The sequence below is a fragment of the Haloferax sp. S2CR25 genome, from assembly GCF_031624535.1.
Lineage (GTDB): Archaea > Halobacteriota > Halobacteria > Halobacteriales > Haloferacaceae > Haloferax > Haloferax massiliensis.
The window spans coordinates 461080-473841 of sequence record NZ_JAMQOO010000002.1 but is presented as its reverse complement, the minus strand read 5'-3'; the positions used below and the strand labels follow the sequence as shown (position 1 = coordinate 473841).

The following is a 12762-nucleotide window of genomic DNA, read 5'->3' as shown; positions in this document are numbered from 1 at the left end:
GTCCGTCACTCCGGCGGTGCGGCCGATAAGGGTTTTGTAAGGTCTCGTCGCGCGGTGACGGTCGCAGGTGGCGACCCGCATCGCCGCCCACACCGCCACCGACTTCGAGACCCCGAGAACGTAACGGGTTCCAGTTACTCCGTTCCGGTCATCGACAGCGAATTTATCAACGTACACTCCCAGGATTCGGTATATGGTGCTGGTGGACGACTTCGACCGCGAGGTAACTGGCGTTCGAATCTCTCTGACCGACCGGTGTAACTTCGACTGCGTCTACTGCCACAACGAGGGACTGGGCGACACCCGCGGGCCGATGGACGCCTCCGACGAGGAGATGAGCGCCGACGACGTGGTCCGCTTTCTCGAAGTCGTCGAGGAGTACGGCGTCGAGAAGGTGAAATTCACCGGCGGCGAGCCGATGCTCCGCGCGGACCTCGAAGAGATTATCCGGCGGACGCCGGACTCGATGGAGACCTCGCTTACCACCAACGGGACGTTCCTCGGCGACCGCGCAGAGGACCTCGTCGCGGCCGGCCTCGACCGCGTGAACGTCTCGCAGGACGCCCTCGACCCCGAGGCGTTCGCGCAAATCACGAAGTCCGGGGCGTACGACAAGGTGATGGAGGGCGTCAAGGCCGCGGTCGACGCCGGCCTCACGCCCGTGAAGCTCAACATGGTCGTGTTCACGAAGACCGCCGGCCACGTCGAGGAGATGGTCGAGTACGTCGCCGAAAACGAGGGGCTACAGCTCCAACTCATCCAGTACATGCCCGAACTGACGGGCCGCCCGGAGTGGAACATCGACATCGAGCGCGTCCACCGGTGGCTGGCCGACCTCGCCGACGAGGTGGAGGTCCGCGACATGCACCACCGCCGCCGCTACTACGTCGGCAAGGGCATGGTCGAAATCGTCGACCCCGTCGAGAACCCCGAGTTCTGCGCCAACTGCCACCGCGTGCGCGTGACGCACGAGGGATACCTGAAGGGCTGTCTCAACCGCAACGACGACCTGCGCCCGATGGGCGAGATGACCCGGGAGGACATCCGCGAGACGTTCGAGGCGGTCGTCGCCAACCGCGTCCCGTACTACGGCGAGTACCTCGTCCGCGACGGCGACGACGGCTGGACGATAAACGAGGAGTACATCGGCGCCTGAGCGTCGGTCGCCCCGACGCGCGAACTTTTCTCCTCCGACGACCTCTCGGGGCGCATGACTGTCACCGCCGAGCGAGTGGTCCTCGCGACGGACGGAAGCGCCGCCGCGGCGACCGCCGCGGCCCACGCGCTGTTTCTCGCCGGCGTCCTCGATGCGCCGCTCCACGTCGTCTCCGCGACCGGTGTGCCGTCCACCGCCGCGTCCGGGACGACTGAAACCGAGACCGCCGGGCCGTCCGCCAGCGCCGCCGTCGAAGCGGAGGAGGCCGTCGGCGCGGTCACGCGTCGGGCGCTCCTCGCGGGCGTCCGTCTGACCTCGGCAGTCGTCGGCGGGCCGGCCGCGGCCGCGGTCGAACGCGCCGTCGGCGACGGCGACCTGCTCGTCCTCGGTCGCCACGGCCGGTCCGGCCCCGGTCGGTTCCTCGTCGGGTCGGTCGCCGAGCGCGTCCTCGACGCGCCGCCGGTCCCGACGCTCGTGGTCCCGTCGGCGTCGCCTCGACCGACGTACCGACGGATTGCGCTCTTCGCCGACGACGTGCCCTCGGCGGAGCCGGCCGCAACGTTCGCTCGCCGCATCGCCGCGGCGACTCGCGGGGTTCTCGAACCGCTCGCGGTCATCGACGAGCGCGCCGTCGAGACGGCGTCGCCCGACACGCGCCGGACGCTCGAAACCGAGGCGAGAGGCCGCGTGAACGCCGTCGCTGCCGCGGCCGCGAGAGACGCCGTCGAGTCCGGTGGGACCGTCCGAACCGGCGTTCCCGCGGCCGAACTGCTGGCGCACGTCGAACGGACGGGAGCCGATGTGGTCGTCGTCGGCGTCGACGGGGCCGATGAGGCTCAGGGCGGCGGGGACCGCACCGCGAGAACCGTTGCCGGGCGAATCGTCCGCCACGTCGGGGTTCCGGCGCTCGTCGTTCCGAGCGCGGGCGACGGCGATACCATCGACTCGCCCGGGCGACGATAACTCGCTGAGACTGTTTCGGGAGCGCCGCGCCGGTTCGCGTGGCTCACTTTATGTGTCCGCTCCACGTCGGTTCACGTGTCCATGTGCGTTCGGTCGCTCGGCGTCAGAGGCGGACGTGCGACCGCGTTCGCTCGCCGCGTCTCACGAACGGAACTCTCATGAGCGAGAACCAACCCAATCCACGTATGTCCGCACTCACGAAACACCGCCCCTGGCTCGCCGCGATACTCGGCCTCATACTCACGGGGCTCGGGCATCTGTATCTGCGACGCTGGCGGCGGGCCGCTCTCTGGGTGCTTCTCACGTTCGCGGTGTCCGCGCTGTTCGTTCCGCCGGAGGCGTTCGACCCGCTGTCCGTCGGGGAGGCGATACCGCCGTCGGAGTTCGTCGCGGTCCTCTCGGAACTGGTGCCCATCCTCGCGGTGAGCTTCGTGAGCGTCCTCGACGCCTTCTTCCTCGGCCTGCGACAGGCCGCCGAAGCGCAGGCGCAGGCCGACCGCTCCGCCGCCGAAGACGCCGACACCGACGCCTCGGCGGCGACCGTCGCCGACCCCGATTCGGACACCGTCACGTGCCCCGAGTGCGGCCGTGAGGTCGACGCTGATCTCGGCTTCTGTCACTGGTGTACGACCCGCCTCGACGAACCGACCGACCGCTGAGACTGCCACCGCGGGGTCGAAAGAGCGCCCCCACGGAGGCCGAACCGACGCGACCGACCTTACCGCTCTTTCTCGACGAAGTCGACGACCGCCTGCGCCCCTTGGAAGCCGTCGGCGAGGCGGTCGACGAGTTCGCCGTCTTCGAACAGGAGGAGCGTCGGGACGCTCCGAATCGTGTACCGCTCCGCGACCGACATATCCGTCTGCGGGTTCAGCATCGCGACGACCACGTCGGTGGCTTTCGAGACGTTGCCGAGGACGGGTTCGATGCTCTGACACAGCGTACAGCCCTTCGTGTAGATGTCGAGGAGGACGCGGTCGTGTTCGGCCACGAGGGCGTCGAGCTCCTCGGCGGTGTCGATTCGCACGGGCTTCGTCGGCGCGGTCGCGGACTCTGTCGAACTCATTGGCGGGAATACGTAACCGCAGTTATTATGATTTTGGTGAGATTGTGTAACACGCCACAGTTCGGCGGCGAGCGGCGGTGACTCGGGCTGTCACGCGAGGTCCCTTTCGTGATGTTTAAGTAATGCCCCCGTCTCGTAACGGATGCAATCGATGTAGGGGAATGTCGTCCCCGAGTCCGGAAGGGCGAAACTAACACGACCGAAGTGTTGCGGTAGCCAAGCCTGGCCCAAGGCGCTGGGTTGCTAACTCAGTGGCGTCAAGCCCCCGGGGTTCGAATCCCCGCCGCAACGCTCACAACACGACTTCCAAAGTCATGAGTGCAGAAGAACCACAGGACGGCTCTCCGGAGGAGGAAGAGGACCTCCGTTACTTCATCCGAATTGGTCAGACCGACCTTGACGGAACGAAGACGGTAGAGCGCAGTCTGACGGACATGAAGGGTATCGGCAAGCGCACAGCGCGCATCATCGCCGACGCCGCGGAAGTGAACCGAACGGCGCTGTTCGGTAAGCTCCCCGAAGGCGAGATCGACTCCGTTGTCGATGTCGTCGAGAACTTCGAGGACCACGCCCCCGAGTGGATGGCAAACCGACGGAAGGACTTCTTCTCCGGTGAGACCGACCACATCACGGGCTCGGACCTCGAAGAGAAGCGGCGGCATGATATCAACCGCATGAAGATGATCAGCTCCTACAAGGGCGTTCGACACCAGCGCGGCCAGAAGGTTCGCGGCCAGCGGACGAAGTCCACTGGACGTACCGAAGGCACCATCGGTGTCAACGTCGAGGAGATCAAGGAGGCGCAGGCTGAAGAATGACGACGGGTAACAACACCAAGTTCTACGAGACCCCGAACCACCCGTTCCAGGGCGAGCGCATCGCGCAGGAATCGGACCTCCTCTCTCGGTACGGTCTCAAGAACAAGGAAGAACTCTGGCGCGCGCAGTCCGAACTGCGCAACCTCCGCCGCGAGGCGCGACGCCTCCTCGGCGAGGCCCAGGGTGACGTCGAAGAAGCCGAGTCGCTCGGTGCCGAGTTCATGGCGCGCATGCGCCGCTACGGCATCCTCTCTGCGGAGGACGACATCTCCCAGACGCTGCGTCTCGACGTGACCGACATCCTCGAACGTCGGTTCCAGACGGTCGCCTACCGCAAGGGGCTCGCACAGACGCCCCAGCAGGCCCGTCAGTTCATCGTCCACGGTCACGTGACCGTCGACGGTGCGCGGACGACCGTCCCCTCCCGCAAGGTCGAGGTCGACGAAGAGGACACCGTGGCGTTCGACGAGACGTCGAAGCTCGCGGACGAACTGCACCCTGAGCGCGCGGAGGCCCAAGAATGAGCGAATCCGAAACCGGTGACAAGTGGGGCATCGCCCACGTTCACGCATCGTTCAACAACACGCTCATCACGGTGACTGACATCACGGGCGCCGAGACGATCGTCAAGTCGTCCGGCGGTTCCGTCGTCAAGCAGAACCGTGACGAGGCATCTCCGTACGCGGCCATGCAGATGGCAGAGAGCGTCGCCGACCAGATCAAGGCGGCGGGCATCGCCGGTCTGCACGTCCGCGTTCGCGGTCCCGGTGGCAACGGTAACAAGAGCCCCGGACCCGGCGCACAGGCAACGATTCGCGCCCTCGCTCGCGCCGGTCTCGAAATCGGTCGCATCGAGGACGTGACGCCGATTCCGCACGACGGAACTCGCGCGCCGAAAAACAGCCGACTCTAACACACCATGGTAAACGACTTCCAGGTCGAGTTCATCGAACGCGAAGACCGACGCGCCCGTTTCGTCGCGCGCGGTCTGACCCCGGCGCTAGCCAACGGCATTCGCCGGGCGATGGTCGCCGACGTGCCGACGTTCTCCATCGACACCGTTCGGTTCGTGGAGAACACCTCGGTCATGTTCGACGAGATGATCGGGCTTCGTCTCGGTCTGGTTCCGTTGACCACGCCTCTCGACGACTTCGAGCCCGGTGACACCGTCACCGTCGCGCTCGAAGTCGACGGGCCGGCAACCGCCTACTCCGGGGACATCGAATCCGCGGACGACATGGTCGTCCCGGCGGACGAGAACATCCCCATTATCGAGCTGAAGGAGGGCCAGCGCCTCGAATTTGAGGCCGACGCCGTCCTCGGTTACGGAAAGGACCACGCCAAGAACCAAGGCGGGGTCGCCGTCGGCTACCGACACCTCCAGCGCGTGGAGGTCGTCGGCGACGCCGGCGAGTTCGATGAACAGGAGCCGAACATCCTCCGCGGCGTCATCGAAGAGGCCGCGGCGGAGCACGCCGAGGGGGACGCCGCAGACGGCGACCTCGTCGCGACGGAGACGTTCGGCAACGACCTGACGGAGCGGTACCCCGGTAAAGAGGTCGAAGTACACGACGTGCCCGGAGCGTTCGTCTTCAGTGTGGAGACGGACGGTTCGTTCGACGTCGACGAGCTCGTGACGCGCGCCGTCGCCTCCTTGGGCGACCGCGCGGCCGAACTCGAAGAGAAGGTCGCACTGTAAGAATGAACGCTGCCCCGTCTCAACACCGACGTTCGCCCGCCCCGCGAGGGGTCACTGCCACCGATAGCGTGGCGTGTGACTCCCTCACGACGGCGGGTCGGACCGAAGGTGTTTTTACGGGGCATGAAGTACAGCGGAATGCTTGCAGGGATAGCCAAGTCTGGCCAACGGCGCAGCGTTCAGGGCGCTGTCTCATAGGAGTCCGCAGGTTCAAATCCTGCTCCCTGCACTCCGCTTTCTCTCTGGAGGTAGACAATGAGTAAGACGAACCCGAGACTCAACAGTCTCATCGCCGAGCTGAAGGCGGTCTCGCGTGAGTCCGGTGCCAACGTCTGGCAGGATGTCGCGGACCGTCTCGAAAAGCCACGGCGCACCCACGCGGAAGTCAACCTTGGTCGTATCGAACGATACGCTCAGGAAGACGAGACCGTCGTCGTGCCCGGCAAGGTGCTGGGTAGCGGTGTGCTGCAGAAGAACGTCACAGTCGCGGCCGTGGACTTCTCGTCCACCGCTCGAAAGAAGATCGAGCAGGTCGGCGACACCGTGACGCTAGAACAACTCGCTGAACAGAACCCCGACGGGTCCAACGTACGGGTGATCCGATGAGCCTCGCAGAATTCGACGCAGACGTCGTTGTCGACGCTCGAAACTGCATCGTCGGCCGCGTCGCCTCGGAGGTCGCACAGCGCGCCCTCGCGGGCGATACGGTCGCCGTCGTCAACGCGGAAGACGCCGTCATCACGGGCTCGGAAGAGGACGTGATGGCCAAGTACAGAAAGCGCGTCGAAGTCGGTTCGGACCAGGGTCCGTACTACCCGAAGCGTCCCGACCGCATCTTCAAGCGTGCCATCCGCGGCATGCTTCCGTACAAGAAGCCCCGCGGCCGCGAGGCGCTCTCGAACGTCCGCGTCTACGTCGGCAATCCGTACGACGAAGACGGCGAGATGCTCGAAGACACCTCGCTGGACCGCCTTTCGAACATCAAGTTCATCTCGCTCGGAGAGGTCTCCGAGAAGCTGGGTGCTAACGTCACATGGTAACGAACACGTCCGGTAAGAAGAAGACCGCAATCGCCCGCGCCACCGTGCGCGAGGGCGAGGGTCGAGTCCGAATCAACTCCCAGCCGGTCGAGCTGGTCGAGCCGGAGATGGCCCGCCTCAAGATGCTGGAGCCGTTCCGCATCGCAGGCGAGGACCTCCGCTCGCAGGTCGACATCGACGTGCGCGTCAACGGCGGCGGCGTGGCCGGTCAGGCCGACGCAGTCCGCACCGCGCTCGCTCGTGGGCTGGTGCAGCACCTGAACGACGCGGAGCTTCGCGACGCGTACATGGAGTTCGACCGCTCGCTTCTGGTCAACGACGTTCGCCAGTCCGAACCCAAGAAGTGGGGCGGACCGGGCGCGCGCGCTCGTTACCAGAAGTCCTACCGCTGAGGTGATCTAACCATGATGATTCCCGTCCGGTGTTTCACCTGCGGCACAGTGATCGGCGAACACTGGGACGAGTTCAAAGCCCGTGCTCGCGAGGGAGACGAGGACCCCGCTGATGTCCTCGACGACCTCGGGGTCACGCGTGCCTGCTGCCGGCGGATGATGGTGTCGCACAAGGACCTCGTGGACGTCGTATCCCCCTACCAATGATGCAACGGTACAACCGATACGAGAAGGCACGCATCCTCGGCGCGCGAGCGCTGCAGGTCTCCTACGGGGCACCGGTTCTCGTCGATTCGGAACAGACAGAACCGATATTAATCGCTGCCGAGGAGTACGACGCAGGTGTACTTCCGTTCACCGTCAAACGAGAGGGTAAGTGACAACATGACACGAATCACATCCGTAGCTCTGCGCCGCGTGCTCGACTCCCGTGGGAACCCGACTGTCGAAGCCGACGTGCTCACCGAATCCGGTGGGTTCGGTCGCGCTGCGGCCCCCAGCGGGGCGTCCACCGGCGAGTACGAGGCAATCGAACTGCCGCCGACCGAAGCAATCGCCGCCGCGCGGCGACACGCGGTTCCCCGACTCGTGGACGAGGTCCACGCGGGCAACCAGCGCGAGGTCGACGCGACGCTCCGCGCCGCCGACGGCTCCGAGAACTTCTCGGAAATCGGCGCGAACAGCGCGGTCGCCATCTCGATGGCGGCGGCCAAGGCCGGTGCCGACGTGCTCGGTGCGCCCCTGTACCAGCACCTCGGCGGCGCGTTCCGCGGCGACAACTTCCCGACGCCGCTCGGGAACGTCATCGGTGGCGGTGAACACGCCAAGGAAGCGACGAACATCCAGGAGTTCCTCGCCGCGCCGGTCGGCGCGCCGAGCGTCTCCGAAGCCGTCTTCGCCAACGCGAAGGTCCACGCCCGCGCGTCCGAGATTCTCGACGAGCGCGACGTGCCCGCCGCGAAGGGCGACGAGGGTGCGTGGGCGCCGCCGGTGTCGGACGCCGACGCGTTCGAAATCATGGGCGAAGCGGTCTCCGACGTCGAGGACGAACTCGGCTTCGAGATCGGCTTCGGTCTCGACATCGCGGCCTCGGAGATGTTCGAAGACGGCGTCTACCACTACGGTGACGAGACGAAGACGACCGACGAGCAGATCGACTACGTCGCCGAGATGGTCGACGAGTACGACCTCGTCTACGTCGAAGACCCCCTCGACGAGAACGACTACGAGGGCTTCGCGGAACTCACAGAGCGCGTGGGCGACCGCACGCTCATCTGCGGTGACGACCTGTTCGTCACCAACGTCGACCGTCTGCAGGACGGCATCGACGTGGGCGCCGCGAACTCCATCCTCATCAAGCCGAACCAGATCGGGACGCTGACCGACGCGTTCGACGCCGTCGAACTGGCCTCCCGAAACGGGATGGACGCCGTCATCTCTCACCGCTCCGGTGAGACGGAAGACGCGACCATCGCACACCTCGCCGTCGCAACCGACGCGCCGTTCATCAAGACTGGCACGGTGCAGGGCGAGCGAACCGCCAAACTGAACGAACTCATCCGCATCGCGGACGACGCAGTATGAGCGACAACGAAAACGACGCGGTGGAGGTCGCCGACGAGGAACCCGAGACGGAGACCGAAGCGGTCGCCGAGACGGAACCCGCCGAGGCCGCCACCGAAGACGAGACAGCAGAGACCGCCGAGGCGGCCGACGACGCCGCCGAGGCCGAAGAAGAAGCAGAGCCGGAACCGGCCTTCGACGAGGACGTCATGCCCGACGAAGACGCCGACCTGCTCATCCCGGTCGAGGACTACCTGGCCGCCGGTGTCCACATCGGTACCCAGCAGAAGACCAAGGACATGGTCCGGTTCATCCACCGTGTCCGCGACGACGGGCTCTACGTGCTCGACGTCAGCCAGACGGACTCGCGAATCCGCACCGCCGCGGACTTCCTCGCGAACTACAGTCCGGAGCAGATTCTGGTCACGTCCTCCCGCCAGTACGGTCGCTTCCCGGCCGAGAAGTTCGCCGACGCCGTCGGCGCTCGCGCCCGCACGGGCCGCTTCATCCCGGGAACCCTGACGAACCCGGACTACGCCGGCTACATCGAACCCGACGTGGTCGTCGTCACCGACCCCATCGGTGACGCGCAGGCCGTCAAGGAGGCCATCACGGTCGGCATCCCGGTCATCGCGATGTGCGACTCCAACAACCAGACGTCGAACGTCGACCTCGTCGTCCCGACGAACAACAAGGGTCGGCGCGCGCTGTCGGTCGTCTACTGGCTGCTGGCCAACGAGACGCTCGACCGCCGCGGCTCCGACACCGTCTACGCCCTCGAAGACTTCGAGGCCGAACTGTAGTTCGGGACGACCTTTCGATTCGACTTTTCTGACGCCCGCCCGGTGAGCGGCGGCGCTCTCTTTCGGGTCAGCCGCGGTTGCGAAACGCCGACCGCGCGTCGATTCGCCGCCGCGCGAGAGCCGTGTCAGCCGCGCCCGCCACAAACGGTTTTGTGCGTCGTTCCCATAGCTAGGCACATGAGCAAACTCCTCCACCAGCTCACCGTGGGCGAACTCGCCGACCGACTGGACGCGGGCGACTCGTTCACCGTGATCGACACGCGGCCGCCGGAGAGCTTCGAGTCGTGGCACATCGAGGGCGCGGTCAACGTCCCCTTCCACCCCGTCGACGGGCTCGGCGGCGACTGGGACTGGGACCGCGTCGGCGACCTCGCCGCGGAGGGGCCGGTCGTCGCTATCTGCGGGAAAGGACTGTCCTCGACGTCGTTCGGCTTTGAACTCGCGGCGCGCGACTACGACGACGTGGAGGTCGTCAAAGGCGGCATGGAAGACTGGAGCAAACTGTACGAGGTGGTCGAACTCGACACCGGCGACGACGACCTGTTCGTCGCGCAGGTCCAGCGCCGCGCGAAGGGCTGTCTCGGCTACGTCGTCGGCTCGCGGTCGGCCCGCGAGGCGGTCGTCGTGGACGCGACCCGTCAGACCCACGAGTTCGAACTCGTCGCCGCCGACGCGGGGCTGACGATCACTGGTGTGCTCGACACACACATCCACGCCGACCACGTCTCGGGGGGACGCGCGCTCGCCGACCGACTCGGCGTGCCGTACTACCTCGGGTCGGAGGCAACCGACCGCGACGTGGCCTACGAGTTCACCGCGCTGGACGACGGCGAGACGCTGGCCGTCGGCGACTACGAGGTCGAGGCGATTCACGCGCCGGGGCACACCTCGGACATGACGAACTACCTCGTCGACGGGCGGTTCCTCTGCACCGGTGACACGCTGTTCGTCGAGTCGGTCGGCCGGACGGAACTCCAGTTCGGCGATGCGGACGCGTCGACGGGCGCGGAACTCCTCTACGAGACGCTCCACGACACGCTGTTGTCGCTTCCCGACGAGACGCGCGTCCTCCCCGGCCACGTCTCCGTCGGGGCGGACGGGCGCTACGGGGTCGCCGCGCCGGGCGAACTCGTGAGCGCGACGCTCGGCGACCTGCGTTCGGAACTCGACCTCCTGTCGATGGACGAGGCGGCGTTCGTCTCTCGCGTCTCCGAGGACACGCCGGAAAAGCCGGCGAACTACGAGCGCGTCATCGACATCAACACCGGCCGCGCCGCGGTCGGCGACGAGGAGGAGGCGACCGAACTCGAACTCGGCCCGAACAACTGCGCCGCCTGAGCCCGTCGTCCGGATTCAATCGGCGGTTCAGGGGAGTTCCACCGCACCCAACCGACCGTCGAACAGGTCGTGGTCGAACCACGCCATGCGGCGGTCGCTGTAGCGAATCTCGGGGCCGAGCGACAGCGAGTTCCGTGCCCGGTCGAGGTCGGTGACGCCGACGAGGAACGCGCACGGCCCCTCGCCGACCGCCTCGATGCGTTCCCCGAGCGCGCCGTCGCCGGGTTCGCACAGGGCGAGCGGCGTGCCGGGAAGCGTGGCGAACGCCGAGAACGGGCCGTTGATATCGACCGGCGAGGGGTAGCGGTGTCGCCGGGCGAACAGCGCCGCGGTCGCCTCGCGGTCGGCGGTTGCGACGACGACAGTGCGGAGTCCGCGGACGGCGGCGTTTCGCACAGCGGTCGGAACGCGGTAGCCCCGCGGGGTGCGGTCGCGGATGAAAAAGGGGAGTCGCTGGTCTGTGCCCTCGAAGCACATGTCCCACTCGACGAGGCGGCCGTCCGGGCGGGCGCGGGAGGCCTCGTGCGGGCCGTCGACTGGAAGACCGGCGTCGATGGCGGCCTTGGCGCTGGCGGCGGCGTCGTCGGTCTCCAGACACCACGCCGCGGGGCCGGCGTCGGTCGCGAGGTGGTCGGGCCAGAAGCCGGCGTCCTCGGCGTCGGTCCCGAGCGTCGGCGCGATGAGTTCGAGGTACGACCCGTCGGGGAACGGAACGACGGCCATGTGGGTCGTTCCGGTCCCGTGTTCGCCGCCGTAGGTCGGCGTGAGACCGACCTCGTTCGCGGCCGCCCGGAGTTCGTACAGCTCGGTACCACCGAACGCGACGTGGTCGATGGTTCGGTCCATACGCCCCCCACGTCTGACTCGATATAGTGTCTAGGGTCGTCGTGTCTGCGAATCGGCGGGTTCGAACACCCCGACCGAAGCGTTTTGCGTCCGGACCGCCACGATACGGTATGAACCTCTTTCGGAGCGTCAGAGCGGTCGCGGACGCTTCGGCGACCGGCTCCGGCACCATCGACTGGGACGCCGTCACCGAGGCCGCGAAGTCAGCGACCGAGCCCGGGTCGCTCGACCTCACGGACGCCGAGCGCGCGGGCTACGCGGCCGACGTTCGCGACGCGCGCGACCGACTGTCGGCCGTCGCCGAGGTCGAGTTCGACGTGCCCGAGGTCGTCGAAGTCCAGAACCGACACCACTGGATAGACGCGAACGTGGCGACGTTCCGCCGGGTGATGGCCCCGTTCGAAGAACACGGTCCCGCGGTCCTCCCCGGCGTCACGCGCGCGGTCAACACCGGGTCGTTCGCCTTCGTCCTCTCGTTTCTCGGCAACAACGTCCTCGGGCAGTACGACCCGCTCCTCCTCGCCGAGGGCGACGACGACCACGGCCTGTACTTCGTCCACCCGAACATCCGCCGGGTCGCCGACAGCCTCGACGTGGACTACCCGCGGTTCCGCCGTTGGATCGCCTTCCACGAGGTGGCGCACGCCGCGGAGTTCGGCGCGGCCCCGTGGCTCTCGACGCACCTCGAATCGCGGATGCAACGCGGCGTCGACGCCCTCGTCGACGGCGACATCGACCGCGACGCGTTCCGCGAACTCGACACGGCGATGACCGCCGTCGAGGGCTACGCGGAACTGCTGATGGACCGAGCGTTCGACGACGACTACGAGGACCTCCGCCGGAAACTCGACGAGCGTCGGCAGGGCGGCGGCCCGGTCGCCAAACTCGCGCGGCGACTCCTCGGCCTCGGACTCAAGCGCCGGCAGTACGAACGCGGCGCTCGCTTCTTCGAGCACGTCGCCGACGAGCGCGGCGTCGCCGCCGCGTCGCGGGTGTGGGACCATCCGGAGAACTTACCGACCGACGCGGAACTGGACGCCCCCGAGCGATGGCTCGCTCGGGTGTCGCCCTGAGTCCC

At 67.0% G+C, this 12762-nt stretch carries 18 protein-coding genes and 2 tRNA genes; 18 read left to right on the top strand and 2 right to left on the bottom strand.

Annotation, left to right across the window (positions count from 1 at the left end; all coding sequences use genetic code 11):
* Nucleotides 1-193: 193 nt before the first annotated feature.
* The 3 genes from moaA (at nt 194) to NDI65_RS07830 (ending at nt 2778) form a co-directional block, all read left to right on the top strand.
* Complete coding sequence (moaA, locus tag NDI65_RS07840) at nt 194-1156, top strand: GTP 3',8-cyclase MoaA (protein ID WP_089777470.1); 963 nt, start codon at nt 194-196, stop codon at nt 1154-1156.
* Between the two features lie 54 nt (nt 1157-1210).
* Nucleotides 1211-2119: a universal stress protein gene (locus tag NDI65_RS07835; protein WP_310893541.1), complete on the top strand. Its 909-nt coding sequence runs from the start codon at nt 1211-1213 to the stop codon at nt 2117-2119.
* 185 nt (nt 2120-2304) lie between these two features.
* Nucleotides 2305-2778, top strand: a complete 474-nt coding sequence (locus tag NDI65_RS07830; protein ID WP_089777468.1) for a zinc ribbon domain-containing protein — start codon at nt 2305-2307, stop codon at nt 2776-2778.
* Nucleotides 2779-2837: 59 nt separating this feature from the next.
* Here the strand turns inward: NDI65_RS07830 and NDI65_RS07825 are convergent, their stop codons facing one another.
* Nucleotides 2838-3185, bottom strand: coding sequence for a thioredoxin family protein (locus NDI65_RS07825; protein WP_089777467.1), 348 nt, complete (start codon nt 3183-3185; stop codon nt 2838-2840).
* A 206-nt stretch (nt 3186-3391) separates the two neighbouring features.
* Here NDI65_RS07825 and NDI65_RS07820 point away from each other — a divergent pair.
* The 14 genes from NDI65_RS07820 (at nt 3392) to NDI65_RS07755 (ending at nt 10838) form a co-directional block, all read left to right on the top strand.
* Nucleotides 3392-3476: transfer RNA gene (locus tag NDI65_RS07820), tRNA-Ser, on the top strand.
* Nucleotides 3477-3499: 23 nt separating this feature from the next.
* Nucleotides 3500-4003, top strand: a complete 504-nt coding sequence (locus tag NDI65_RS07815; protein ID WP_089777466.1) for a 30S ribosomal protein S13 — start codon at nt 3500-3502, stop codon at nt 4001-4003.
* Complete coding sequence (locus tag NDI65_RS07810) at nt 4000-4527, top strand: 30S ribosomal protein S4 (protein ID WP_004043028.1); 528 nt, start codon at nt 4000-4002, stop codon at nt 4525-4527. Before NDI65_RS07815 ends, NDI65_RS07810 begins: the two co-directional genes overlap by 4 nt.
* The gene (locus NDI65_RS07805) at nt 4524-4916 is read left to right on the top strand and encodes a 30S ribosomal protein S11 (protein WP_004043027.1); all 393 of its coding nucleotides are present in this window, start codon (nt 4524-4526) and stop codon (nt 4914-4916) included. Before NDI65_RS07810 ends, NDI65_RS07805 begins: the two co-directional genes overlap by 4 nt.
* A gap of 6 nt (nt 4917-4922) precedes the next feature.
* The gene (locus NDI65_RS07800; protein ID WP_089777465.1) at nt 4923-5702 is read left to right on the top strand and encodes a DNA-directed RNA polymerase subunit D; all 780 of its coding nucleotides are present in this window, start codon (nt 4923-4925) and stop codon (nt 5700-5702) included.
* Nucleotides 5703-5846: 144 nt separating this feature from the next.
* Nucleotides 5847-5931, top strand: a tRNA-Leu gene (locus NDI65_RS07795).
* A gap of 26 nt (nt 5932-5957) precedes the next feature.
* Nucleotides 5958-6308 (top strand): 50S ribosomal protein L18e, encoded by a 351-nt coding sequence (locus NDI65_RS07790; protein WP_004043025.1) that lies wholly within the window; start codon nt 5958-5960, stop codon nt 6306-6308.
* Nucleotides 6305-6742 (top strand): 50S ribosomal protein L13, encoded by a 438-nt coding sequence (locus tag NDI65_RS07785; protein WP_089777464.1) that lies wholly within the window; start codon nt 6305-6307, stop codon nt 6740-6742. Before NDI65_RS07790 ends, NDI65_RS07785 begins: the two co-directional genes overlap by 4 nt.
* On the top strand, nt 6736-7134 hold the full coding sequence (locus NDI65_RS07780; RefSeq protein ID WP_004969360.1) for a 30S ribosomal protein S9: 399 nt from the start codon (nt 6736-6738) through the stop codon (nt 7132-7134). The genes NDI65_RS07785 and NDI65_RS07780 overlap by 7 nt, the downstream gene beginning before the upstream one ends.
* A gap of 12 nt (nt 7135-7146) precedes the next feature.
* A complete protein-coding gene (locus tag NDI65_RS07775; RefSeq protein WP_004061330.1) occupies nt 7147-7341 on the top strand; it encodes a DNA-directed RNA polymerase subunit N in 195 nt (64 codons plus the stop codon).
* Nucleotides 7338-7514, top strand: a complete 177-nt coding sequence (locus NDI65_RS07770) for a DNA-directed RNA polymerase subunit K (RefSeq protein WP_004043021.1) — start codon at nt 7338-7340, stop codon at nt 7512-7514. The genes NDI65_RS07775 and NDI65_RS07770 overlap by 4 nt, the downstream gene beginning before the upstream one ends.
* A gap of 4 nt (nt 7515-7518) precedes the next feature.
* Complete coding sequence (gene eno, locus NDI65_RS07765; RefSeq protein WP_089777463.1) at nt 7519-8718, top strand: phosphopyruvate hydratase; 1200 nt, start codon at nt 7519-7521, stop codon at nt 8716-8718.
* Nucleotides 8715-9500, top strand: a complete 786-nt coding sequence (rpsB, locus tag NDI65_RS07760) for a 30S ribosomal protein S2 (protein WP_089777462.1) — start codon at nt 8715-8717, stop codon at nt 9498-9500. Before eno ends, rpsB begins: the two co-directional genes overlap by 4 nt.
* Nucleotides 9501-9677: 177 nt before the next feature.
* The gene (locus NDI65_RS07755) at nt 9678-10838 is read left to right on the top strand and encodes a rhodanese-like domain-containing protein (RefSeq protein WP_089777461.1); all 1161 of its coding nucleotides are present in this window, start codon (nt 9678-9680) and stop codon (nt 10836-10838) included.
* A 27-nt stretch (nt 10839-10865) separates the two neighbouring features.
* Here the strand turns inward: NDI65_RS07755 and NDI65_RS07750 are convergent, their stop codons facing one another.
* Nucleotides 10866-11684 (bottom strand): VOC family protein, encoded by an 819-nt coding sequence (locus NDI65_RS07750; RefSeq protein ID WP_089777460.1) that lies wholly within the window; start codon nt 11682-11684, stop codon nt 10866-10868.
* A gap of 110 nt (nt 11685-11794) precedes the next feature.
* Here NDI65_RS07750 and NDI65_RS07745 point away from each other — a divergent pair, with 110 nt between their 5' ends.
* A complete protein-coding gene (locus NDI65_RS07745) occupies nt 11795-12757 on the top strand; it encodes a zinc-dependent metalloprotease (protein ID WP_089777459.1) in 963 nt (320 codons plus the stop codon).
* Nucleotides 12758-12762: the final 5 nt, after the last annotated feature.